Raw genomic sequence first — 23217 nt, 5'->3', positions numbered from 1 at the left:
GGGATCGTTCGAATTTTAGCGGATAGGTTGTTTTACCCCGGCGAACTCACTGCATGTCTACGACGACGCGGCCGCGGATCTTGCCGTCGACGATGTCGCGCGCGGCGTCGATGATGTTGTCGAAGCCGATGGTCGTGGACAGGCTGGCGAGCTTGCGCAGATCCAGGTCGGCGCCGATGCGGCGCCAGGCCTCGAGCCGCACCGGTTTCGGCGCCATCACCGAATCGATGCCGAGCAGCGAAACGCCGCGCAGGATGAAAGGTGCCACGCTCGACGGCAGGTCCATGCCGCCGGCCAGGCCGCAGGCCGCGACGGCACCGCCATAGGAGGTCATAGAGAGCACATTGGCCAGTGTGTGGCTGCCGACGGAATCGATGCCGCCCGCCCAACGCTCCTTGGCGAGCGGCTTGGTCGGCTGGCTGAGTTCGTCGCGCGATATCACCTCCGCGGCGCCAAGATCGATGAGATACGGGCTTTCGGCATTGCGCCCTGTCGAGGCAATGACGTGATAGCCCAGGCTGGACAGGATGGAGACCGCGACCGAGCCGACGCCGCCGGCCGCGCCCGTCACCACCACGGGCCCGCGATCGGGCACGATGCCGTGCCGCTCCAGTGCCATGACGCACAGCATTGCGGTATAGCCGGCGGTGCCGACCGCCATCGCGTCATGCGCGCTGATGCCGTCGGGGAGCGGCACCAGCCAGTCGCCGTTGACGCGGGCGCGCCCGGCATAGGCGCCAAAATGCGTCTCGCCGACACCCCAGCCGTTCAGGATGACCTTGTCTCCCTTGCGCCAGTCGGGATGGGAAGAGGATAAGACCGTTCCGGCGAAATCGATGCCTGGCACCAAGGGCCAGCGGCGAATGACCGGCGCCTTGCCTGATATTGCGAGCCCATCCTTGTAGTTCACCGTCGTCGCTTCGACTGCGACGGTGACGTCACCGTCCATGAGATCGGCTTCGGTGAGGTCGGTCACCGCCACCGACTGTTTCTTTTCGGCGTCGCGCGAAACGAGGATGGCTTTGAAGGTTTCGGGCATTTTTCTCTCCTCGATCTATCGACGTTTGGACTCTGCTGCGGCGGCCGCGCCGGGTCAATCGGTCAGGCGTCGGGACCCTGGGGCTTGGGCTGGCGCCGCCAGCCCAAAACTTCGTCAAGCACGACCAGCGCGGCGCCGACCGAAATGAAGGCATCGGCGAGATTGAACACGGCGAAGGACCAGACCGGAGTGTGGAACAGGATGTAGTCGATGACGTGGCCGTAGACGGCGCGGTCGATCAGATTGCCGAGCGCGCCACCGATGATCAGGGCAAAGCCGGTGCGGGCAATAACATGGCCCGCTGGCGTGTGCGTGGCCAGATAGAGCACGAAGGCGACGACGAGAACGGCGATGATCACCAGCCCGGTATCGCCGAAGGATGAGAACATCGAGAAGGCGATGCCGGTATTATAGGTGCGAAACAGCGCCAGGAAGGGCAGGAGATCGAGCTTTTCCTGAAAGGGAAGGCCGATCTCGACCAAATGTTTTATCCACTGGTCGAGCGCGATGGCCGCGACGACCAGCAGCGCATAGGGAGACCATGATTTCACGATTGGGCAACCCTCATTGCGAATCCACCATAGGGTCCAGTTTCAGCGCGCCGCGGCGGATCTCGAACAGCATGACGCCGGTGGCGACGGCAAGATTGAGCGAATCGGCACGCCCTGCCTGCGGAATCCTGAGCAGCCTGTCGCAACTCGCCGCCAGGCTTTCGGGCAGGCCTTGCTGTTCATTGCCCATCATCAGCAGCACCGGCCCCCGGGAAAAATCGACCGAGCGGTAGTCGACCGCGCCTTTGAGGTGCGTGCCGGCGACGAGGCCAGAAAACCCGCCGCGCCAGGCGAGGAATGCGTCGGTCGTCGCCTTGGCCACCGGAACGGCGAAGATCGAGCCCATGGTGGCGCGCACCGTCTCCACCGAAAAGGGATCGGTGGTGTCTCCGACCAGGATCACGCCCTTGGCGCCGACGGCGTCCACCGTGCGGATGACGGTGCCGAGGTTGCCGGGATCGCGCACCCGGTCGAGCGCCACCCAGACATCGCCATTGTCGGCGCGGATATCCTTCAGGGCCAGGAATTTCTGCGAGAAAACGCCGATCACCATTTGCGGATTGTCGCGACGGGTTATGGCGACAAGCACTTTTTCCGAGACTTCGAGCACGGTGCCGCCGGCGGCAACCGTACGCGCAGCGACCTTCTCAACCGCCGCGTTGCCGCGTCCGGCCTTGGCGAAGACCAGGGTCCTGATCTGCCAGCCGAGGTCGAGCGCATCGATGACCAGCTTCAGTCCCTCGGCCATGAAGGCGTTCTGCTGGTCGCGGAATTTTTTCAAGGCCAGCGCCTTGATGTCCTTGACCAGCGGATTGGCGAGGCTGGTGACCTCTTTCACCTGCCCGACCGGACGGGCGCCGTCATATCCACTCATCAGGCCACCCAGCGCGAGAACAGCGAGGTCGACAGCGCGCGGCCCGCCGATTTTTCGCGGATGATCAATTCGCCCGATTCAACCTTGCCGCCCATGCCGGCAAAGGTGTCGCGCATGAGGGCATGGATGGCGAAGAAGGAGGCGCGGATCGAATAAGCGGTCAGCACCACGGCAAGCGGTTTCGGCGTCAGGATCGATCGGCAGAGATCGGTCAATGCCGGCAGGTCCTCGAACAACTGCCAGACCTCGCCCTTGGGGCCGCGGCCATAGGCGGGCGGGTCGAACAGAACAATGTCATAGCGGCTGCCGCGGCGCTCCTCTCGCTCGGCGAATTTCACTGCGTCTTCGACGATCCAGCGGATCGGCTTGTTGCCAAGCCCGGCCATCTCCTGGTTTTCGCGGGCCCAGCCGATCGCCTTTTTCGAGGCATCGACATGGGTGACCTCGGCGCCGGCACGCGCCGCCACCAGCGAGGCAAGGCCGGTATAGCCGAACAGGTTGAGCACCTTGACCGGCCGCCTGGCCGCCGCGATCAGTCCGGCCATGTGATCCCAGTGCGAGGCCTGCTCGGGAAACACGCCGACATGGCGAAACGAGGTGAAGCGGCCGAGATAATCGATGCCGTCGTGCTTCATCGGCCAGGTCTCGCCGAGCGGCGTCCCGGGGAAGCGCCAGCGGCCAATGCCTTCCTCGTCGGTATCGCCGGTGAAGACAGCGTCGGCGCGGTCCCATTCCCTTGCCGGCAGCGCCTTCTGCCAGATCGCCTGGCCCTCTGGGCGGACGATCCGATAAGGACCGTATTGTTCGAGCTTCTGGCCGGCGCCGCTGTCGAGCAGCGCATAGTCGCCATTCGGCGCCACTTCGAGGATCAGCGGAAGCTGTTCGGCCGGAAGAGCGCCGTCGCGACGGGCCAGAATGCGGGGCGCCGACTTCGGTTCGGGGCGCTCGTCGGCCCTGGCGTCGGGCCGCTCCTGCGGCCGGGCCGTTCCACGACCTTCATGCGGACGCACCCGTTGCGCACCGCTTTTTGCGGGCGGACGGCTGTCGCGGCGTTTGTCGCGAAAAGATTTCAAGCAGGAGCATCTCCGAGGCGTGGCCGCTTTTGACATAGGGCAACCGGCTTCGCAACCAAGTCCGCCGCGCAAGCGTCGCCTGATCATGTCGGCTTGCGATGGACCAATGTCAAAGAAACAGGCAAATCTTCGATATGTCCCGCTCCGAACGCCTGCTCGACCTGATCCAGACATTACGACGGCATCGCATGCCGGTGAGCGGGCAGTCGCTCGCCGACGAACTCGGGATTTCAATTCGCACGCTTTACCGCGACATCGCAACGCTGCAGGGCCAGGGGGCGCCGATCGATGGCGAGGCGGGGCTCGGCTATGTGCTGAAGCCCGGATTCATGCTGCCGCCGTTGATGTTCAGCGACGAGGAGATCGAGGCAATTGTGCTCGGTTCGCGCTGGGTCGCCAAGCAGCCGGATTCGCGGCTTTCGGTAGCGGCCGTCAACGCGCTTGCCAAGATCGCGTCGGTGCTGCCGGATGATCTGCGCGAGGATCTCGACGCCACCGCACTGCTGGTCGGGCCGCCCAGCGGGACTGTCGAAGGCATCGATCTCGGCCTGGTGCGGCAGGCGATCCGCAACGAGCGCAAGCTGGACTTCTTCTATCGTGATGCCGGTGGCGCGGGCTCGCGGCGCATCGTGTGGCCGTTCGCGCTTGGTTTCTTCGACAAGGTGCGGGTCGTGGTGGCGTGGTGCGAAATACGGCAGGATTTCCGGCATTTCCGCACCGACCGCATAGCCGAGCTCAAGACGACGGATCTGCGCTATCCGCGCCGCCGTCAGGCGCTGCTGAAGGAATGGCGGGCAACGCTCGACACCCCACGGCGTTAGCGGTGTGTAAGCTGTCCAGGGCGCCTTTCGTGACGGATACTGCCAGAATCTGACAGTGATGCGCTTTATATCTGTCCCGGTCGAAACCCCTGGAGAACAGACATGGTCACCCCCAATTTCGTCATCCTCTACGTCGACCAGCCGCAGCGTAGCGGCGCCTTCTACAGCGCGCTGCTCGGCCGCGAGCCGGTCGAAAGCGCGCCGACATTCGTGCTGTTCGTGCTCGACAACGGTTTCAAACTCGGTCTCTGGTCGAGGCATACGGTGGAACCGGCGGCGGCAGCGACCGGTGGCGGCGCCGAGATCGTCTTTGTCCTGGATACGCCCGAGGCAGTCGATGCCGCCCATGCCGACTGGTCCGGACGTGGGCTGAAGATCCTGCAGGCGCCGACCGACATGGATTTCGGCCGCACCTTCGTTGCGCTCGATCCCGACAACCATCGCCTGCGGGTCTACTGGCTGTCGGACGGGCAGCAGGCCGACGGGGAGCAGGAATGAGCGCGTATTGGATCGCGGTGGCGTCGGCGCAGCACGTCCGGCGCGGCCGCGAGGGCGGCTTTATGCAGGTCAACCACGGCAAGGCGGCGCCGCTGCGGCGGATGCAGCCCGGGGACGGCATTGTTTATTATTCGCCGACAACGATTTTGGGCGAGAAAGACGGGCTGCGGGCGTTCACGGCGATCGGCACGGTACGGGAGGGAGAACCCTATCAAGGCGACATGGGCGGCGGCTTCACGCCCTTTCGCCGCGACGTCGACTGGGCGGCGGCCGGGGAAGCGCCGATCAAGCCATTGCTCGACAGGCTGGACTTCACGGCCGGCAAGCCGAATTGGGGGTATCAACTGCGCTTCGGCCTGTTCTCGATAAGCGCGGCCGATTTCGCCGTAATCGCCGAAGCTATGGGCGCTAACCAGCCGAGACAGTAAGCTAGCTCCTGAGCGCCTTGTAGACGGCAATGCCGGCGGCAAGGTCCTCGAGCGCGGCGCCGACCGACTTGAACAGCGTGATCTCGTCGGCGCTCCGGCGCCCTTGCTTCTGACCGCGCGCCAGCTCGTGCAAGTCGGCTATGATGGCTTCCGGTTTCAACACGCCCGAAGCGAGCGGTATGACGATGTCGCCCGCTTCCTTGGTGGCGCCGGCGCGGGTGTCGACATAGACGCGGGCGCGCCCTATCGCCTCGTCGTCGCTTTCGCGCATTGTCGGGGTGAAGCCGCCGACCATGTCGACATGGCTTCCCGGCTTCAGGCGGGCGCCCTTGATCAGCGGATCGGTGGCGATCGTCGCCGACGAGACGATATCGGCCTGGCCGAGCTCGGCATCGAGATCGGTCGCTGCGCTCGCCGCGAAGCCCTCGGCGCGCAGTCCGGCGGCGACCTTCTCGGCGTTGTCCAAGGTGCGATTCCAGATGCGGATGGTCCTGATCGGCCGCACGGCGCAATGCGCCTTGGCGAGGAATGGCGACAGCGCACCGGCCCCGATCACCAGCAGCCGGGAAGCGTCTTCGCGCGCCAGATAGGATGCGGCGAGCGCCGAGGCGCAGGCCGTGCGCCATTGCGTCAGCCGCTGGCCGTCGATCAGGGCCTCCGGTTCGCCGGTGGCGCCGTTGAGCAGGAGATAGACCCCCATCACTGCCGGTTTGCCGATGGCATTGTTGTCGGGCGAGACGGTAATGATCTTGACGCCGATGTGTCCCCCGGCCGAGATGCCGGCTGCATTGAAGTCGGTCCAGGCCGGCATCAGCAGCAAGGTCGAGGCCGCACCGTCCGGCCGTTCGACCGTGTGATGGTGCCGGACAGGTTGCACCGCGCCATCACGGAAAGCCACGCGCAGCGTCTCCACTAGGCCCGGGAAGGTCAACGACTGGTCGACCTCTGCGGCCGAAATGGTCAGCATGGGAAACTCCGTGAAGAAAATCGCGGGCCCGAGAGGGCCCACAGCGCCGTGCGGCGGTCAGTTGGTCGGCTTCGGCAGCACCGGTCCCTGCGGTGTCGACGGGGTGCGGCCGATCGCCTGGCGCAGGTTCTCGGCCTCGACGCCGCGCTGGCGCGCCAGCTTGCGGTAGCGTCCCTGCTTGACCCAGGTCGCCAGGCTGCCGACGACCATGCCGACGGCGAGGGCCAGGAACAGAAAGATGAACAGCGGCAAAGTGAGCGTCAGCGCCGGATTGCCGGGATTGAATGGATCCAGCGTGAAGGCGACGAGTTCGCGATTGGCGACGGCCAGCGCGATCAGGATGATCGCCAGGGGCACGAAGACCACGATGAGCATGAAGCGATTGAGCATGATGTTTTCCGTCGGAAACCGACCTCCCGGGAAGGGCCGGTCTGGCGTCGCGCCTACTTTCCGCCATTCAGCCTTTCGCGCAGTTCCTTGCCGGTCTTGAAGAAAGGCACCCATTTCTCCTCGACCTCGACGGATTCACCAGTGCGCGGGTTGCGGCCGGTGCGGGCCGGGCGGTTTTTCACCGAAAAGGCGCCGAAGCCACGCAATTCGACCCGGTTGCCTTCGGCGAGCGCGTCGGTGATCTCGTCGAAAATCGCGCCGACGATGTTTTCAACGTCGCGCAGGAAAAGATGCGGATTGCGCGTGGCAATAATCTGCACAAGTTCGGACTTGATCATCGGACGGGTCCCCTGAAATCGGTGCGGTCGAAATTATGAGGATGATTTTGTTTGCTTTTTCATCCACCCCAAACGGCATCTCAAGGGTGCCAGACGGAAACGAGACCGTCAAGAAACAAGCGGTCGGCGCCAAGTTCATGGATGATATCGCCGCTGTAGTCCGGCAGGCCGAGCGCGCCGGCGATCGTGCGCACCATCGCTTTGGAAAACAGGAAGCCGCCGCGCCGCTCCGTGTCCTTCCATTCGACCACCTTGAGTTTCGAGTCGACGCCCTTGGTCACCAGCCAGTCGATCGCCTCGGTCTCGCCGCCGACGGCGTCGATCAGGCCGTTGGCGACCCCCTGGCGACCGGTGAAGATCGATCCGTCGGCGAGCGCCAGCGCTTGCTCGCGGGTCATCTTGCGGCGTTCGGCGACGATGCCGACGAACCAGTCGTAGCTGTCGAGGATGAGCTTGCGGACCATGGCGCGCTCGTCTTCGTTGGTCGGCTTGAAAGGCGAGGGCGAGGCCTTGAGCGGCGAGGATTTCACTTCCTCCAGCTTGACGCCGAGCTTGTCCATCAGGCCGCTGACATCAGGATACTGGATCAACACGCCGATCGAGCCGACGATCGAGGTCTTGCGGGCGACGATGTGATCGGTGGCGCTCGCGATCATGTAGCCGGCCGACGCGGCGAGCGTGCCGACCTCGGCCGCGACAGGCTTGTCGGCGGTAAGCTTGCGCACCTCCTCATAGATCGATTCACCGCCGACCGTCGTGCCGCCGGGGGAATCGATGGCGAGGATCACGCCTTTCACCTTCGGCGACTTGCGGATGGCTTCCAGCCGCTCGATCAGTTCGTCGTCCTCGGTTATGGTGCCTTCGATCCTGACCTTGGCGATATGATCGACGGCCGAGCCGCCGAAATCGTCGCGATAGAACCAGGCCGAGATCGCAATGACGCCGAGCGCAACGATGGCGATGGCCGCAGCGCGCCAGAAGGTCAGCCTACGCCGCAAGCGGCGGCGGTCGATCAGGTCGTCGGCTCTCAATGCCATGGTCAGCCTCACGGTCGATGGAAAGAGATGCTTTTAGACCATGACGTCCCGGTCTGGAAGCAGTTCCGTCTGCGCATGACGCGGCAATCCGCGCGCGGCGCACGCGAGGCAAGTGCGCGTCAGCGTCCGCCAAGACGTCGGTTTCGTGATTGGTCCGTGAAACGAACGGCAGGTAAGGGGGGAGCCGATGGTAACGAAAAATGTACGCCAGACGTCTATTTCTGCTATGAAGCAGGGCTGTCGGTGTTGATCCGTTCTGATCTGCACGACCGCAACTGTCACATTTTCGCGGTTTTCGTCGGCTTGTGCTTGCTTGAAAGCGCCGACGTCCCACCTATAGGCGGTGTTGCCCGGCGGGGCAGGGGTTTTAGAAGAAAGCAGTTATGTTAGCGCGAACGAGTGAAGCGAGCAGCACCGAGACGGAGTTGGCTCCCCCGGCGGACGGCCCGGCGAGGGGGGACGCGTTCGATCGCGCACGGCGGCATTCGCGCCGGGTGCGCGTGCTCAAATTCGCCGTGCCGGTGCTAGCGGCGTTGATCGCCATTGCCTTCCCGGTCTATTCCTACCTCGCCGCACCGGTGTCCGTCGCGGTCCAGGCGGAAGGCACCGCCTTTTCCAACGGCAAGCTGGTGATGGCCAACCCCAAGCTCAACGGCTTCACCAAGCAGAAATTGCCCTATTCCATGACGGCATTGCGCGCCATACAGGACGTCAGCACGCAAGGCATCATCGAACTCGACGGCATCGACGCCAAGGTGCCGATCGCGGCCGACAATGTCGCTGCGATCAAAGCCACGCATGGTACCTACGATCGCGAAGGCAATACGATGCACCTGACCAGCGACGTCACGATCGCCACGACCGACGGTCTTCAGGCCAGGTTCAAATCGGTCTTCCTCGACATGGGCAAAGGCACTATGAAGACGGATGATCCCGTGGACGTCAGCCGTGACGGGTCGCAGATCACCGCGAATTCCTTGTCGGTGCAGGACAATGGCAAGGTTCTGGTGTTCGAGAACAAGGTGCGCGTCAATATCGATCCCGCCAATCTGAAGGCGGCAGAGGCAAAGGGCGAAGAAGCGAATGTGGCTCATTAGTTCGACACGGCTTGCCGCCGCAGCTTCGGCGCTGCTTTTGCTGGGGCTTGCGCCGGCGCTGGCGCAATCCACCGCCGAGAGCGCGTCCGGGCTCAAACTGTCGGGCGACAAGCCCATCCAGATCGAGAGCGACAAGCTGGAGGTCCGGCAGGCAGACAACGTCGCCGTGTTCACCGGCAACGTCACGGTCGTGCAGGGACCGACCCTGCTCAAGTCCGGCAAGATGATGGTCTACTACGTCAAGGACCCGAACGCGGCCGCAAAGGGGACGGAAGCAGCGGGAGCGGCGATGACCGGCTCCGCCAACATCGACCACCTTGAAGTCAGCGGAAAAGTTTACATCAAGTCGAATGACCAGATCGCGACCGGTGACAATGGCACCTTCGACATGAAGACGCAGGTGCTGGTCCTGTCCGGCAAGGAAGTGGTGCTGTCGCAAGGCCCCAATGTCCTCAAGGGCTGCAAGCTCACCGTGCAGATGAAGACCGGCCTCGCAAATGTCGACGGCTGCGGCGGACGTGTCATCATGTCGATGACGCCACCGCCGAAATCGGGAGCGACGAACCCCTGATGGCCAGCCTGTCGTCGCTGACGGCGCGTCTTCCGGGGCGGGCCGCCGGCAAGGTTTCGGCTCCGGCCACGGTCACCGCCGATAAGGCGAAGTTCAAGGGAACCTTGATCGCCAAGGGCCTGACCAAGAGCTACAAGGGTCGCAAGGTGGTCAGCGGCGTCACGCTCGGGGTGCGTGCCGGCGAGGCCGTCGGGCTGCTCGGTCCGAACGGTGCCGGCAAGACCACCTGTTTCTACATGGTCACCGGCCTGGTGCCGGTGGACGAGGGCACGATCGAGATCGACGGCTTCGATGTCACCTCCATGCCGATGTACCGGCGTGCGCGTCTGGGCATCGGCTATCTGCCGCAGGAGGCCTCGATCTTCCGCGGCCTCAGCGTCGAGCAGAACATTCGCGCCGTGCTGGAAGTGGTCGAAAAGAGCCGCAAGGAGCGCGAGCGCAGCCTCGACGAACTGCTCGAGGAGTTCCATATCAGCCATTTGCGCAAGGCGCCCTCGATGTCGCTTTCCGGCGGCGAACGTCGGCGCCTGGAGATCGCGCGTGCGCTGGCCACGCGCCCGGCCTACATGCTGCTCGACGAGCCTTTCGCCGGCATCGACCCGATCGCCGTCGCCGACATCCAGCAACTGGTGCGTCATTTGACGGCGCGCGGCATCGGCGTGCTCATCACCGATCACAATGTGCGCGAGACGCTCGGCCTGATCGACCGCGCCTACATCATCCATGCCGGCCAGGTGCTCACTCATGGCCGGGCTGATGAAGTGGTCGCAAATCCCGACGTGCGGCGGCTCTATCTGGGCGAGGGATTCACGCTTTGAGCGTGAAATTTGTTTCCTGACGCGATTTTTTTCCTGTCAGGGGCCATTTTCTCGCGATCTTGCTCCGGGATAACGCTCCGGTAAGCGGGTTTTGCTAGCGTTTGCCTTGACAAGCAAAAGCCGGGCCAGTTTCTATCGGTTCGCGAAAATTCTTCCGGCAGTCCGGATGCAGACGAGGCATTTGAAACCGAACCATGGCGTTGGCGGCGAAACTACAGCTACGACAGTCGCAGTCGCTGGTGATGACGCCGCAGCTGATGCAGTCGATCCGGCTGCTGCAGTTCACCCATGCCGAACTCGAGCACTTCATCGACGAGGAGATCGAGCGCAATCCGTTGCTAGAGCGCGCCGAGCCGCAGGACGACGCCGCCAGCGACCAGGTGCCGAGGACCGAGGCGGCACCGGAAACGGCGGCCGACGGCGACTGGTTCGAGACCGAAGCGGGATGGAGCGCCGAGGCGATCTCGGAAAAGCTCGACACATCGCTGGAGAACCTGTTCCCGGACGACCCGGGCACCAGCGAGCGACTCGGACCAGACCTCACGGCACAGTGGAAATCGGCGACCGGCAATGGCGGCACGTCCTCGTCCGAAGGCTTCGATGCCGGCGACATGGCGGCGACCGCGATCACGCTGCGCGATCATGTCAGCGAGCAGATCGCGCTCGCTTTCGCCGATCCGGCGGCGCGCCTGATCGCCGGCGAACTCGCGGACGGCCTCGACGAGACCGGCTATATGCGCGCCGATACGGCTGAGATAGCCTCGCGCCTTGGTAGCGGCGCCGACGCCGTGGCCAAGGTGCTGTCGGTGTGCCAGACCTTCGAGCCGGCCGGCCTGTTCGCCCGCGACCTTGCCGAATGCCTGTCGCTGCAACTTGCCGTGCGCGACAGGCTCGATCCGGCGATGAAGGCGCTGATTGCCAACCTCGAACTCCTGGCGCGCCGCGATTTCCACACGCTGAAGCGGATCTGCGGCGTCGACGAAGAGGACCTGCTGGACATGCTGGCCGAGATCCGGGCGCTCGATCCGCGGCCGGGCATGGCATTTTCGGGCGGCGCCAGCGACGCCGTCATTGCCGATGTCGAGGTGCGCGCGGCCAATGACGGCAGCTGGACGGTCGAGCTCAACGCCGAAACGCTGCCGCGCGTGCTGGTCGACCACATCTATTTCGCCCAGGTTTCGCCGCACGCCAAGAACCAGGCCGAAAAGGATTTCCTGGCCGAGTGCCTGCAGAACGCCAATTGGCTGACGCGCAGCCTCGATCAGAGGGCAAAGACCATTCTCAAGGTCGCATCGGAGATCGTGCGCCAGCAGGATGCCTTCCTCGTCCATGGCGTGCGCCAGCTGAAGCCGCTCAACCTGCGCACGGTGGCCGACGCCATAGGCATGCACGAATCGACCGTCAGCCGGGTCACCGCGAACAAGTACATGCTGACGCCGCGCGGCGTGTTCGAACTGCGCTATTTCTTCACCGCCTCGATCGCCTCGTCGGGCGGTGGCGAGGCGCATTCGTCGGAAGCGGTGCGCGACCGCATCAAGCAATTGATCGACGAGGAAAAAACCGTCGACGTCCTGTCCGACGACGCGATCGTCGACATGTTGCGCGAAAGCGGCGTCGATATCGCCAGGCGTACGGTCGCCAAATACAGGGAAGGCATGAATATCCCGTCCTCGGTGCAGCGCCGGCGCGAGAAGCGGGCCCTTGCCAGCGCCGGGCGCTAGGTTCGGCGATTTCCACAGGGTTCGTGCTTCATTGACAAGCTGCGGTGAAGTGGCTAGAAGCCCGCCCGCATGAGACGGGCTCGGCGCCCGCTAGCGGATGGTCCGTCACGACAATGGCCTAGGGATGGTCAAGAAGGCGGCTTGTGATCAACCGGAAAGTTTGGATTTAAATCGGCGCGAGTGACGCCGCAAAGCTTGTGCGCACGGACCACGAGTATAAACTCCGGCCAGTTTGAAGCCTGAGCAAGGAAGGTCAGTTTTCAGATGAATCTGCGCATATCGGGAAAACACATGGATATCGGCGATGCGTTCCGTACGCGCATCAACGATCGTGTCGGCGAGGCGATCGGCAAATATTTCGACCGCGGCTTTGCCGGACATGTCACCGTCATCAAATCGGGCTCGCGCTATTCGGCGGATTGCATGATCCGGCTGGATTCCGGCGCTTCGCTGCAGGCGACCGGCGATGCCCAGGACCCGACGCTGGCTTTCGAGGCCGCGGCGGATCGTCTGGAAACCCGGCTTCGGCGCTACAAGCGCCGGCTGAAATCGCACAATTCGGGCAATGGCGAGCTCACCGATATCGCCTACACGGTGATGGCGCCGCTCGCCGATGACGACGAGGACATTCCGGAGGATTTTGCGCCGGCCATCGTCGCCGAATCGACCATGACGCTGAAGACCATGTCGGTGGCGTCGGCGGTCATAGAACTCGACACAAAGGACAGTCCGGTCTTCGTCTTCCGCAACGCCGGAAACAATCACGTCAACATCGTCTATCGCCGGCCGGATGGGAACATCGGCTGGATCGATCCGTCCACGACCAAGGTCGCACAGGGATAAAACCGGCCGCACGAGGGATGGGGACTGGTGACGGCAGGCGAACAAGGGATTTTCAAGTATGGATCTGAGCGATCTCATCAACGTTCCGGCGATATTGCCGGCGTTGAAGGCGAACTCCAAGAAGCAGCTTCTGCAATTGCTGTCGGAGAGGGCGGCCGCGATTTCCGGCATTCCGGAGCGGGAGGTGTTCGACACGATCCTGCAGCGCGAGCGGCTCGGCTCGACGGGGGTCGGCAACGGCATCGCCATTCCGCACGGCAAGCTGGCCGGCGTGAAGCGCATCGCCGGCGTGTTCGCCCGCCTGGAGACGCCGGTCGATTTCGAGGCGCTCGACGACCAGCCGGTCGACCTGGTGTTCCTGCTGCTGGCCCCTGAAGGGGCCGGCGCCGATCATCTGAAGGCGCTGTCGCGCATCGCGCGGGTGCTGCGCGACGCCGATACGGTGGCCAAGATCAGGGGAACGCGCGACGCCGTGGCGATCCACGCGCTTTTATCGGACACCCAGGCCTCGCACGCGGCCTGACGTTTTCTGGATGAACAATGGTAGGGCCGCCACGGGCGGCCCCGTTCGTTTTCAGCGGAAAATCGCCTTAATGAATGGCGACCGTGGTCAGGTCGTTTTCCATGGCGCCGGCCAGCGCGCGATCGCGCGCATCTGAAAGCAGGATCGGCTGGCCGTTGGCGGCAAACAGCGCCCACAATTCCATGCCGGGCGCGATTTCGCCAATGCCCGGGAAACGGCCGAGCAGTTCCTCGCTCGTAACCTTGCGCAGATAAGCGACCGAGCCCTCGCCGAGATGGGCGAATTCACCGCTGGTCATGGTGGGATTTTGTGTAGGATTTTGGTCAGTTCTGGTCATTTCAAGCCTCCTTGGCGCGAGACGCCGCCCTGGTTCTGGGCAGTAGGCCATCCCGCATGAGAGCCATCGGCAAAGATCAGTCTTTCACCGATATGTTTATTTTCCGTACCAGCCGCTCGGACTCGGGCCGATCGAGATCGATCGACAAAAGGCCGTTCTTCAGCTCCGCCGCAATCACCCGCATGCCGTCGGCCAGCACGAAGCAGCGCTGGAATTGGCGTGCGGCGATGCCGCGGTGAAGAAATTCGCGCTCGGTATCGTCGGTCTGACGACCGCGCACGACCAACTGGTTTTCCTCCGTGGTGACATCGAGATCGCTTTCGGCGAAACCGGCGACAGCGAGCGTGATGCGCAGCCTTTCGGCCTTGCCGTCGGCGCCGCTGAGCCGCTCGATGTTGTAAGGAGGATAGCTGTCACCGGATTTCGCCAGGCGCTCCAGCGTCTTTTCCATGGCGTCGAAACCCAGGAGAAGCGGGCTGGAGAAAGGCGTCATTCGGCTCATGTTACATTGTCCTCTCAAGAGCGACATAAACTGGAAAAACCCAGATGGCATTTTTCCCGATGGTCTTGATATGGTCCGCCCCACGACCAAGTTCAAGCCATCAAAACACCCGCCCAAAAAGACCACGTCGTGGACTCACAAGAATGATCGACATGGCGCTTGAAACGGCAGTGAGATGCAAGGAGAAGCGCTGCGCCGGGATTCGTCCCCCGGGCGGAGCGGTTCGGCAGCTCAAGGCCGGTTCGGTGCGTTTCGCATGCTCGCTCGGACGCATGAGCTCATGGCCAAACAAGGAATTGAAATGCCCCAAACACGCAAGATCATCATCGACACGGATCCTGGCCAGGACGATGCCGTCGCCATATTGCTGGCGCTTGGCAGCCCCGAGCTGGAGATCGTCGGCATATCAGCCGTAGCCGGCAACGTGCCGCTGAACCTTACCGAAAAGAACGCCCGCAAGATCTGCGAACTGGCCGGCCGACCCGACATCAAGGTCTATGCCGGCGCCGTCCGTCCGCTGGCGCGTGAACTGGTTACGGCCGAGGCGGTGCATGGCCAAACTGGCCTCAACGGGCCACAATTGCCCGAACCGACGATGAAGCTGCAGGATAAGTACGCCGTCGATTTCATCGTCGAGACGCTGATGAAGGAAGAGAGCGGCAGCATCACGCTGTGCGCTCTCGGGCCGCTCACCAATATCGCGCTGGCGCTGATCCGCGAGCCGAAGATCGCGCCGCGCATCAAGGAAATCATCCTGATGGGCGGTGGCTTCTTCGAAGGCGGCAATGTCACGCCGGCGGCCGAATTCAACATTTATGTCGATCCGCACGCGGCCGAGGTGGTGTTGAAATCCGGCATTCCGATCGTGCTGATGCCGCTCGACGTCACCCACAAGGCGCTGACCACCGCCAAGCGCACCCAGGCCTTTCGCAAGCTCGGCACCAAGGTCGGTACCGCAACGGCCGAGATGCTGGAGTTTTTCGAGCGTTTCGACGAGGAGAAATACGGCACCGATGGCGGGCCGCTGCATGACCCCTGCGTCATCGCCTACCTGTTGAAACCGGAGCTGTTCAAAGGCCGCAACTGCAATGTCAGCGTGGAAACCAGCTCGGAACTGACCATGGGCATGACCGTGATCGACTGGTGGGGCGTCACCAAGCGGGAAAAGAACGCCAAGGTGATGGGCGACATCGACCATGACGGCTTCTTCGCGCTGTTGCTGGAACGGCTGGGGCGGCTTTAAATCCGCCTCCTTACCTTCTCCCCTTGCGGGAGAAGGTGGCCTCGCGAAGCGAGGCCGGATGAGGTTGTTCCAGGGAACGCCAACGCCTCACTCCGCTGGAGCACCCCTCAACCATCTCGGCGCTGCGCGCCGATCCACCCTCCCCACAAGGGGGAAGGAAAGGCGGCGGTGCTTACTTCGACCGCGAAAACGCCAGCCACAGGCCGCCGCCGACCATGAAGCTGCCGCTGATCCTGGACAGGAGCTTGACGCGGCGGGCGGACAGGATGCGACCGGCGCGGCCGGCTGCCAGCGCATAAGTCGAATCCGACATGGCGGCGAAGATCATGGCGGTGAGGCCCATGACGGCGATCTGCAGCGAATAATTGCCTTGCGGCGCGATGAATTGCGGAAAGAAGGCGCCGAAGAAGATCAGCGTCTTCGGGTTGCTGAGCGCTACCAGCAGGCCCTGCAGGAAAAAGCCGCCGCGCGGCTTCCGCGCCGTTCCGTCGGCGTTCAGCTTGCCCTTGGACCGGAACATCTGCACGCCCATCCAGATCAGGTAGGCGGCACCGATCAGCCGCACCCATTCGAACCAGTGCCCCATGCCCGATATCAGCGTGTTGAGGCCGATGCCGACGATGGCGATCATGACCGCCAGGCCGGCCTGCGTGCCGGCGACATTGGCCAGGCCGGCGCGGGCGCCATGACGGATGCTGTTGGCGATGATCAGCGTGACCGTCGGCCCTGGCACCAGGATGATGACGACGCACGCAAGGACATAGGCGGCATAGAGTTCCAGCGACATGATTTTTCCCTCGGGGAGAATGCCGCCTGTGCGGCGCCACAATCAATGCACGGCGGCGATGCCGGTGCAAGCCGGCACATGGAGCCGCGCGATACGCAGATGCACCGGATTCAGGCGCCGGACGGCCACGGCAGTGTCGTCTCATAGGCCGCCGCCGCCTTCAGCACAGCCATGTCGCCACGCGGCCGGCCGATCAGCTGCATGCCCATCGGCCGGCCTCTGGCGTCGAAGCCGACCGGCACGCTGACGGCCGGGCAGCCGCCCATGGTCGCGGGCGCCGAAACCTGCATCCAGCGGTGATAGCTGTCCATCGGCCGGCCGGCGATCTCGCGCGGCCAATGGGTGCCGACGTCGAACGGAAAGACTTGCGCGGTCGGCAATGCAATCAGGTCGAAGCGGTCGAACAGCGACAGCAGCATCCGGTACCAGGACGTCCGGACGACCGAGGCGGCGCGAATCCGGGGCGCCGTCAGGAGTTGCGCGTTCTCCACCTCCCAGACGGCTTCGGGCTTCAACAGGGCGCGCCTGGCGGGATCGTCATAATGCACTTTCAGCGCGCAGCCGCTGCTTGCCTGGCGCAACGTCACGAAGGCCTGCCACAAGGCCTCGAAATCAAAATCCTGTACCAGTGCCTCGGCCTTGAACGATGCCTCCCCGAAGCGGTCGAGCGCGGCTTGGCAGAGCTCGAGAATGCCGGGCTCCATGGGCAAATGCCCGCCCAGATCGCCGAGCCAGGCGATACGGCCGCCCGTGGCGGGCATCCGCAGGCCTTCGAGGAAGGAGCCTTGTTTCTCATAGGACAGGGGTGCGTGCGGATGATGGCCCGCCTGCACGTCGAGCAGCAGCGCCATGTCGCCGACATTGCGCCCCATCGGCCCATCGACGCCCATCTGGGCATGAAAGACCTCGACGTCCGGGCCGCCGGGGACGAGCCCCTGCGATGGCCGGAAACCATAGACATTGTTCCAGGCGGCTGGATTGCGCAACGAGCCGCCGAAGTCGCTGCCATCGGCGACGGGCACCATGTCCAGCGCCAGCGCCACCGCGGCGCCGCCGCTCGAGCCGCCGGCGCTCAAATCTGGATCAAAGGCGTTCAGCGTCGGGCCGAACACGGGATTGTAGGTGTTGGAGCCGAGGCCGAATTCGGGAACGTTGGTCTTGCCGATGATGATGGCACCGGCGTTGCGCATGCGCTCGACGAAGAAATCGTCCTCCTGCGGCACGAAATCGGCGAAGATCGGCGAGCCGAAGGAAGTGCGCAGGCCGCGGGTCATTGCGAGATCCTTGACCGCGATCGGCAGGCCGAAAAGCGCACCGGCCCGGTCCGGACGGGCATCGGCTGCGTCGGCCTCGCGCAGGATATCGCTGCGATCGCGCATGGAAACGATGGCGTTGACGAGCGGGTTGACGGCTTCGATGCGGTCGAGGAATGCCGTCACGACCTCACGTACCGAAAGTTTCCTTTGCCGGATCGCGTCGGCCAGTTCGACGGCGGGCAGGCGGCATATATCACCGGCCGGTGGCGCGGCATGCTTTGTCTGGGGGCGCATTCTGGTCGTCTCAGCGGGATTTCAGGAGTGCCTGGTCGACATCGGCGGCCAACGGGATGGCCGGCTGGGCGCCCGGCTTCAGGCATGCCAGCGAGCCGGCCGCGCCGGCCCGGGCGAGCGCCTGTTCGAGGGGCAGGCCCGACGACAGGCCGGCGGCGAAATAGCCGCAAAAGGTGTCGCCTGCACCAACCGTGTCGACCGGGGTGATCTTCAAAGCGGGAACCGTCAGGGAATCGGTCGGCGTCGCCGCCATCACGCCGTCGCCGCCGAGCGTGACGACGATGGTGCGGCCGGTTTTCCCGGCAAAGTCGCGCATCCGTGCCGCGCGGTCGCGCCCGCTCAGCGACAGCACCTCGCCATACAGGTCGAACTCGGTCTCGTTGGCGACGACATAGTCGGCCTTGCCGAGCAAGCCGGCCGCGTCGCGATGGAAGGGTGCGGTGTTGAGCACGGTGACGGCACCGGCCGCGCTTGCCTGATCGAGCGCGGCTTCGACGGTCGCAAGCGGGATCTCGTGTTGCAGGAGCACGACATCGCCTTTTCGGGGGAAGGCCTTGGCCAGGTCGCCGGGCAGCACCGAGGCGTTGGCACCCGGCACCACGGCGATAATGTTCTCGCCATCGTCGCCGACCATGATCAGCGCGGTGCCCGTCGAGGCAAAAGTTTCGCCCACGCCAGACAGATCCACCTTGGCCTGGCGCAGCAGCGCCAGGGCCTCGCCGGCGAAACTATCCTTGCCGACGGCTCCCACCATGCGCACCTTGGCGCCGGCGCGCGCGGCGGCCAACGCCTGGTTGGCGCCCTTGCCACCGGGCGCGGTGGCGAAACCGGAGCCGCTCACCGTCTCGCCAGGGCTCGGCAAGCGGTCGACATTGGCAATAAGGTCGAGATTGATCGAGCCGACGACGATGATCAAGGAATGCCTCCTCATGAATGAGCGGGAAGCTATCCTGTAAGATCGTTGCTTTCCAGTGCATGCCGATATGGCAAGCGCTGCGGTGCCGCGTCATGCGAGTCAGCGGGGCGTCGTCGTTTTCCACGTGACAATGCCGGCGGAAGTTGCCGGCGTTCCCGATTTCAAGAGGTGACCTGTCCAGCCTCCCAGCCCAGAATGGCGCGCTTGCGGGTCAGGCCCCAGTGGTAGCCGGTGAGGTCGCCGGATTTGCCGATGGCGCGGTGGCAAGGCACCACGAAGGAGAGCGGGTTGGCGCCGTTGGCGGCGCCGACGGCGCGGCTGGCGCTCGGCGCGCCGATGCTGGCGGCAATCGAGGAATAGGTGCGAGCCTTGCCCATCGGAATCTGGAGCAAGGCCTCCCAGACGCGAACCTGGAAGTCGGTGCCGATCATCACGACATGCAGCGGCTGGTCCGGGCGCCACAGCGTCGGGTCGAAGATGCGTGCGGCGTAGGGACCGGTCGCGGCCATGTCCTCGACATAGACGGCATTCGGCCAGCGGCTGGACATATCGGCGAAAGCGGCGCGTTCCTCGCCCGGATCGCTAAAGGCGAGGCCGGCAAGCCCGCGGTCGGTGGCCATGATCAGGGCGGTGCCGAATGGCGAGCTATGATAGCCATAGCGGATGGTGAGCCCGGCGCCGCGCGTCTTGTAGTCGCCCGGCGACATCGCCTCATGGGTGACGAACAGGTCGTGCAGCCGGCCGGGGCCGGACATGCCGAGCTCGAACGATGTTTCAAGCAGCGGCATGCCGGAATCGAGCAGCCTGCGGGCATGGTCCAGCGTCACCGCCTGCAGGAAAGCCTTGGGCGAAAGGCCGGCCCAGCGTGTGAACAGCTTCTGCAGGCCGGTCGGCGTCTCGCCGACCTCCTCTGCAAGCTCCTCGAGGGAAGGCTGGTCGCGATAGTCGAGGCTGATCTTCTCGATGGCGCGGCGCACGATTTCGTAGTCGCTGCCTTCGGGCGTGATGTCCTTCTTGAGGACTGCTGTCTGTGTACTCATGGGACTTCTCCTTGAGCCGGAATATCAGCCCTTGGGGCGCCGATCACCACCCGAAACTTGCCTTCTTGCGGCGCATACCCAGATAAACTCTGGTTTTCGAGCCCAGGAGTCGCCATGGCGGGTGAAAAGGTAAATCTCGCCGGCGCGAAAGAAACCTTGCTGATGACGCTCTACGGCAAGGCGCTGGAAAGCCGGATGCCCCATTCGCTGCTTGGGGATCGTTTCGCCGACGAGGCGGTGCGCAAGATCGACTATGATTTCTCAAGGCTCAAGGTCGACAGCAATCTCGGCATCGGCCTGGCGATCAGGGCAAAGACGCTGGACGTCCGCGTCGAGGAGTTTCTGGCCAGAAATCCTGATGCCATCGTGCTGCATCTGGGGTGCGGGCTCGACACGCGCATCTTCCGGGTCAATCCGCTACCAGGCGTCGACTGGTTCGATGTCGACTATCCGGAAGTCATTGAACTCAGGCGCAAGCTTTACCCGCCGCGCGACCGCTATCGCCTCATCGCTTCGTCGGTAACAGAGCCGGACTGGCTGGCTGAAGTGCCCCGGAACCGACCGGCCATCGTGGTGGCGGAGGGGCTGACGCCCTATCTCCCGGCCGAGGAAGGGTTCCGCCTGTTCTCGCGCCTGGTCATACATCTTGCCGGCGGCGACCTGATTTTCGACGCTTACAGCGGTTTCGGCCTGAAGCTGCTGCGCCTCAATCCAGCGATCAGGGCGACAGGCGCCGAGGTCCACTGGGCGATCGAGGATCCGCACGAACTGGAACTGGCTGTCCCGAAGCTCCGATTCATCGAAGACATCCCGGCCTATGGACCTGAACACGCCGCCCGCATGGGCTGGCCCGCGCAGCTGTTCGTTCGGCTTTGGAAATACATTCCCGCACTGCGCAAGATCGGCAGGCTTTTGCGCTATCGCTTCTGAAACGTCGTACCCTTGTTCGACGCGGTCCGGACGCAAGCTGTTCGGCTAGCGCGCCTTGGCGGTGGCGAGCGCACGTGAAAAGGCGGTGGCGAAGCTTTCGCGGGAATCGGGGTCGAGAAAGCCGCCGATCGCCACGTTTTGTCCCTGCGCCTCGACCGCCATCCGGGTGATGCCGATTTCGGCGTGACGGGCGACCGAAAAGCGCGCCCAGAACGGGTTGAAGCGGTGCGCTTCCGATTTTCCCGACGGCGCGGTCTTGCGGATATCGAGGCTGGTGCGCGAGATCGACACCTCCTCGCGGGCGCGGGCGGCACGGTAGTTCATGCGGAAGGCAATGTAGACGGCGACAACGTCCAGACCGAAGAAGCCGAAAACCGGCCAGGCGCCGCGCGACAGGAAAAAAGCCCCGGTCACCAGCCAGCCGAACAGCAGCGCGACCATCAGCACGGCGAAGCCGGTCTTGCCCAGCGACCGGTGCGGGGTCAGCAAGGCGCTGAAGAAGGGTTCGTCCGCCTGGAACGAGGCATTTGTGTCGTTCATATCTGGATATTATAGGAAGGAAATGGCAAGCCCCAAGTCCAAAGTACCCGCACAATCCGAAAAGAAGCCACCGCCTGGACGGCGCGACGGCTCGAACGCCAAGCCGAGCCCCAGGCCGGCCCGATCCAGAACGCTCTACAGTCCGGCGGAGGTGCACGAGATTTTCCGGCGCTTTGCCGTCCAGCGGCCGGAGCCGAAGGGCGAGCTCCAACATGTAAATCCCTTCACCCTGCTGGTGGCCGTCGTGCTGTCGGCGCAGGCGACCGACGCCGGCGTCAACAAGGCGACGCGGGCGCTGTTCAAGATCGCCGATACGCCGCGCAAAATGCTGGATCTGGGTGAGGCCAGGGTCGGCGACTATATCAGGACCATCGGTCTGTGGCGCAACAAGGCCAAGAACGTCATCGCGCTGTCGCAGGCATTGATTCGCGATCATGGTGGCGAGGTGCCGGACAGCCGGGACGAACTGGTCAAATTGCCGGGGGTCGGGCGCAAGACCGCCAACGTCGTGCTCAACATGGCCTTCGGCCAGCACACGATGGCCGTTGACACGCACATCTTCCGCATCGGCAACCGCATAGGACTGGCGCCCGGCAAGACGCCCGACCAGGTCGAGCAGGGGCTGTTGAAGATCATTCCCGACGAATATATGCGCCACGCGCATCACTGGCTGATCCTGCATGGCCGCTACGTCTGCAAGGCGCGCAAGCCGGATTGCCCGGCCTGCGTCATCGCCGACCTCTGCAAGGCGCAGGAAAAGACGACCAGCGTGCCGGCGCCGCTGGTCGAGATCGCTCCGCTCGAGGAAGCGAGCGGAATTCAATAAGTTAACTCTCCTCCACAAACACCTCTTCGCGCTTCTTCTTGACCGCGGGCAGGAAGACGATGACGAGCACGGCGAGCGCGATGAGGAGCAGGCCGGCGCTGATCGGTCTCGTCACGAAGGCGCTGGGATCGCCACGCGACAGAATCATGGCCCGGCGGAGATTTTCCTCAAGCAGGGGGCCAAGCACAAAGCCGAGCAGCAGGGGCGCGGGTTCGCAGCGCAGTTTGGTCAGGAGATAGCCGAGGAAGCCGAAAAAGGCGACGGCGTAGAGGTCGTAGACATTGGTGTTGACGCTGTAAACGCCGATCGAGCAGAACGCCATGATGATCGGGAAAAGCACGTAATAGGGGATCGTAAGCAGCTTCACCCAGAGCCCGATCAGCGGCAGGTTCAGGACGATCAGCATCAGGTTGCCGATCCACATGGAGGCGATGATGCCCCAGAAAAGCGCCGGCTGTTCGGTCGCGACATTCGGGCCGGGCACGATGCCCTGGATGATCATCGCGCCGATCATCAGCGCCATGACCGGATTGGCTGGAATGCCGAGCGTCAGCATGGGGATGAAGGAGGTCTGCGCGCCGGCATTGTTGGCCGATTCCGGCCCGGCGACACCTGCGATCGCGCCCTTGCCGAATTCTTCGGGGTTTTTCGATACGCGCTTTTCGACCGTGTAGGAGGCAAAGGCCGCGAGGATCGCGCCGCCTCCCGGCAGGATGCCGAGCGCTGAACCGATGATCGTTCCGCGCACGATGGGCGCCGCCATGCGCCTGAAGTCGTCGCGGGTGGGCATGAGGCCGGAAACCTTTCGGATCATCACTGAGCGCTCATGCTCGTTTTCGAGGTTGCGAAGGATCTCGGCGATGCCGAAGACGCCGACCGCCACGGCGACGAAATTCAGCCCGTCGGCATATTCGGGGATACCGAGCGTGAAGCGCGGCGTGCCGGTGTAGATATCGG

The 23217-nt window shown here is 63.9% G+C and carries 28 protein-coding genes; 12 read left to right on the top strand and 16 right to left on the bottom strand.

What is annotated here, in order from left to right:
* Window positions 1-46 precede the first annotated feature (46 nt).
* From FJ949_RS25355 to FJ949_RS25340, 4 genes are all read right to left on the bottom strand, one after another.
* Window positions 47-1039 carry an MDR family oxidoreductase gene (locus FJ949_RS25355; protein WP_140500225.1) on the bottom strand — a complete coding sequence of 331 codons (993 nt, stop codon included), beginning with the start codon at window positions 1037-1039 and terminating at the stop codon, window positions 47-49.
* 62 nt (window positions 1040-1101) lie between these two features.
* The gene (lspA, locus tag FJ949_RS25350; protein WP_140500223.1) at window positions 1102-1590 is read right to left on the bottom strand and encodes a signal peptidase II; all 489 of its coding nucleotides are present in this window, start codon (window positions 1588-1590) and stop codon (window positions 1102-1104) included.
* A gap of 13 nt (window positions 1591-1603) precedes the next feature.
* On the bottom strand, window positions 1604-2464 hold the full coding sequence (locus tag FJ949_RS25345) for an RNA methyltransferase (protein ID WP_140500221.1): 861 nt from the start codon (window positions 2462-2464) through the stop codon (window positions 1604-1606).
* Complete coding sequence (locus FJ949_RS25340; RefSeq protein WP_140500219.1) at window positions 2464-3537, bottom strand: class I SAM-dependent rRNA methyltransferase; 1074 nt, start codon at window positions 3535-3537, stop codon at window positions 2464-2466. Before FJ949_RS25340 ends, FJ949_RS25345 begins: the two co-directional genes overlap by 1 nt.
* Before the next feature lie 134 nt (window positions 3538-3671).
* On the opposite strand from FJ949_RS25340, the gene FJ949_RS25335 reads away from it, so the two are divergent.
* The 3 genes from FJ949_RS25335 (at window position 3672) to FJ949_RS25325 (ending at window position 5284) form a co-directional block, all read left to right on the top strand.
* Window positions 3672-4358 carry a YafY family protein gene (locus FJ949_RS25335; protein ID WP_140500217.1) on the top strand — a complete coding sequence of 229 codons (687 nt, stop codon included), beginning with the start codon at window positions 3672-3674 and terminating at the stop codon, window positions 4356-4358.
* 102 nt (window positions 4359-4460) lie between these two features.
* Entirely contained in the window at window positions 4461-4856 is a 396-nt protein-coding gene (locus tag FJ949_RS25330) for a VOC family protein (RefSeq protein WP_140500216.1), read from the top strand.
* Window positions 4853-5284, top strand: coding sequence for an EVE domain-containing protein (locus FJ949_RS25325; RefSeq protein ID WP_140500214.1), 432 nt, complete (start codon window positions 4853-4855; stop codon window positions 5282-5284). The genes FJ949_RS25330 and FJ949_RS25325 overlap by 4 nt, the downstream gene beginning before the upstream one ends.
* Before the next feature lies 1 nt (window position 5285).
* Here the strand turns inward: FJ949_RS25325 and FJ949_RS25320 are convergent, their stop codons facing one another.
* From FJ949_RS25320 to sppA, 4 genes are all read right to left on the bottom strand, one after another.
* On the bottom strand, window positions 5286-6251 hold the full coding sequence (locus FJ949_RS25320; RefSeq protein ID WP_140500212.1) for an ornithine cyclodeaminase family protein: 966 nt from the start codon (window positions 6249-6251) through the stop codon (window positions 5286-5288).
* 57 nt (window positions 6252-6308) lie between these two features.
* On the bottom strand, window positions 6309-6641 hold the full coding sequence (locus FJ949_RS25315) for a DUF1049 domain-containing protein (RefSeq protein WP_140500210.1): 333 nt from the start codon (window positions 6639-6641) through the stop codon (window positions 6309-6311).
* 53 nt (window positions 6642-6694) lie between these two features.
* Window positions 6695-6979: an integration host factor subunit beta gene (locus FJ949_RS25310; protein WP_006200394.1), complete on the bottom strand. Its 285-nt coding sequence runs from the start codon at window positions 6977-6979 to the stop codon at window positions 6695-6697.
* Between the two features lie 80 nt (window positions 6980-7059).
* Window positions 7060-8016, bottom strand: coding sequence for a signal peptide peptidase SppA (gene sppA / locus FJ949_RS25305; RefSeq protein WP_140500208.1), 957 nt, complete (start codon window positions 8014-8016; stop codon window positions 7060-7062).
* A gap of 383 nt (window positions 8017-8399) precedes the next feature.
* On the opposite strand from sppA, the gene lptC reads away from it, so the two are divergent.
* The 6 genes from lptC to ptsN all read left to right on the top strand — a co-directional run bounded on the left by lptC (window position 8400) and on the right by ptsN (window position 13589).
* Window positions 8400-9113, top strand: coding sequence for an LPS export ABC transporter periplasmic protein LptC (gene lptC, locus FJ949_RS25300; protein WP_140500206.1), 714 nt, complete (start codon window positions 8400-8402; stop codon window positions 9111-9113).
* Window positions 9100-9684 (top strand): LptA/OstA family protein, encoded by a 585-nt coding sequence (locus tag FJ949_RS25295; protein WP_140500204.1) that lies wholly within the window; start codon window positions 9100-9102, stop codon window positions 9682-9684. Before lptC ends, FJ949_RS25295 begins: the two co-directional genes overlap by 14 nt.
* Window positions 9684-10502: an LPS export ABC transporter ATP-binding protein gene (gene lptB / locus FJ949_RS25290; protein ID WP_140500202.1), complete on the top strand. Its 819-nt coding sequence runs from the start codon at window positions 9684-9686 to the stop codon at window positions 10500-10502. The genes FJ949_RS25295 and lptB overlap by 1 nt, the downstream gene beginning before the upstream one ends.
* Window positions 10503-10696: 194 nt before the next feature.
* Window positions 10697-12223: an RNA polymerase factor sigma-54 gene (gene rpoN, locus FJ949_RS25285; protein WP_140500199.1), complete on the top strand. Its 1527-nt coding sequence runs from the start codon at window positions 10697-10699 to the stop codon at window positions 12221-12223.
* Between the two features lie 264 nt (window positions 12224-12487).
* Window positions 12488-13066 (top strand): ribosome-associated translation inhibitor RaiA, encoded by a 579-nt coding sequence (raiA, locus tag FJ949_RS25280; RefSeq protein ID WP_140500197.1) that lies wholly within the window; start codon window positions 12488-12490, stop codon window positions 13064-13066.
* A 58-nt stretch (window positions 13067-13124) separates the two neighbouring features.
* The gene (ptsN, locus tag FJ949_RS25275; RefSeq protein WP_135898701.1) at window positions 13125-13589 is read left to right on the top strand and encodes a PTS IIA-like nitrogen regulatory protein PtsN; all 465 of its coding nucleotides are present in this window, start codon (window positions 13125-13127) and stop codon (window positions 13587-13589) included.
* A gap of 67 nt (window positions 13590-13656) precedes the next feature.
* On the opposite strand, the gene FJ949_RS25270 is transcribed toward ptsN, so the two are convergent.
* Together FJ949_RS25270 and FJ949_RS25265 are read right to left on the bottom strand one after the other, a co-directional pair.
* Window positions 13657-13926 carry a DUF1150 family protein gene (locus FJ949_RS25270; protein WP_140500195.1) on the bottom strand — a complete coding sequence of 90 codons (270 nt, stop codon included), beginning with the start codon at window positions 13924-13926 and terminating at the stop codon, window positions 13657-13659.
* A 76-nt stretch (window positions 13927-14002) separates the two neighbouring features.
* Window positions 14003-14428, bottom strand: a complete 426-nt coding sequence (locus FJ949_RS25265; RefSeq protein WP_013893014.1) for an Hsp20 family protein — start codon at window positions 14426-14428, stop codon at window positions 14003-14005.
* A gap of 301 nt (window positions 14429-14729) precedes the next feature.
* Between FJ949_RS25265 and FJ949_RS25260 the strand changes: the two genes are divergently transcribed.
* A complete protein-coding gene (locus FJ949_RS25260; protein WP_140500193.1) occupies window positions 14730-15671 on the top strand; it encodes a nucleoside hydrolase in 942 nt (313 codons plus the stop codon).
* A 172-nt stretch (window positions 15672-15843) separates the two neighbouring features.
* Here the strand turns inward: FJ949_RS25260 and FJ949_RS25255 are convergent, their stop codons facing one another.
* The 4 genes from FJ949_RS25255 to FJ949_RS25240 all read right to left on the bottom strand — a co-directional run bounded on the left by FJ949_RS25255 (window position 15844) and on the right by FJ949_RS25240 (window position 19964).
* A complete protein-coding gene (locus tag FJ949_RS25255; protein ID WP_140500192.1) occupies window positions 15844-16458 on the bottom strand; it encodes a LysE family translocator in 615 nt (204 codons plus the stop codon).
* 110 nt (window positions 16459-16568) lie between these two features.
* On the bottom strand, window positions 16569-18008 hold the full coding sequence (locus tag FJ949_RS25250; protein WP_140500190.1) for an amidase: 1440 nt from the start codon (window positions 18006-18008) through the stop codon (window positions 16569-16571).
* Window positions 18009-18018: 10 nt separating this feature from the next.
* Window positions 18019-18924 (bottom strand): ribokinase, encoded by a 906-nt coding sequence (locus FJ949_RS25245; protein WP_140500189.1) that lies wholly within the window; start codon window positions 18922-18924, stop codon window positions 18019-18021.
* Between the two features lie 161 nt (window positions 18925-19085).
* The gene (locus tag FJ949_RS25240) at window positions 19086-19964 is read right to left on the bottom strand and encodes a bifunctional helix-turn-helix domain-containing protein/methylated-DNA--[protein]-cysteine S-methyltransferase (RefSeq protein ID WP_140500187.1); all 879 of its coding nucleotides are present in this window, start codon (window positions 19962-19964) and stop codon (window positions 19086-19088) included.
* A 114-nt stretch (window positions 19965-20078) separates the two neighbouring features.
* Between FJ949_RS25240 and FJ949_RS25235 the strand changes: the two genes are divergently transcribed.
* Window positions 20079-20894, top strand: a complete 816-nt coding sequence (locus tag FJ949_RS25235) for a class I SAM-dependent methyltransferase (RefSeq protein ID WP_140500186.1) — start codon at window positions 20079-20081, stop codon at window positions 20892-20894.
* Window positions 20895-20939: 45 nt separating this feature from the next.
* On the opposite strand, the gene FJ949_RS25230 is transcribed toward FJ949_RS25235, so the two are convergent.
* Window positions 20940-21434 (bottom strand): DUF2244 domain-containing protein, encoded by a 495-nt coding sequence (locus FJ949_RS25230; protein WP_140500184.1) that lies wholly within the window; start codon window positions 21432-21434, stop codon window positions 20940-20942.
* Between the two features lie 22 nt (window positions 21435-21456).
* Here FJ949_RS25230 and nth point away from each other — a divergent pair, with 22 nt between their 5' ends.
* Entirely contained in the window at window positions 21457-22260 is an 804-nt protein-coding gene (gene nth, locus FJ949_RS25225; RefSeq protein WP_140500181.1) for an endonuclease III, read from the top strand.
* Window position 22261: 1 nt separating this feature from the next.
* On the opposite strand, the gene FJ949_RS25220 is transcribed toward nth, so the two are convergent.
* The coding region (locus tag FJ949_RS25220) for a tripartite tricarboxylate transporter permease (RefSeq protein ID WP_181171842.1) at window positions 22262-23217 on the bottom strand (956 nt) is incomplete at its 5' end.

Source organism: Mesorhizobium sp. B2-4-1, assembly GCF_006442185.1.
In the GTDB taxonomy this organism is placed as follows: Bacteria; Pseudomonadota; Alphaproteobacteria; order Rhizobiales; family Rhizobiaceae; genus Mesorhizobium.
Note: the sequence above shows the minus strand (reverse complement) of the source record. Positions and strands in the feature narration are given on the sequence as shown.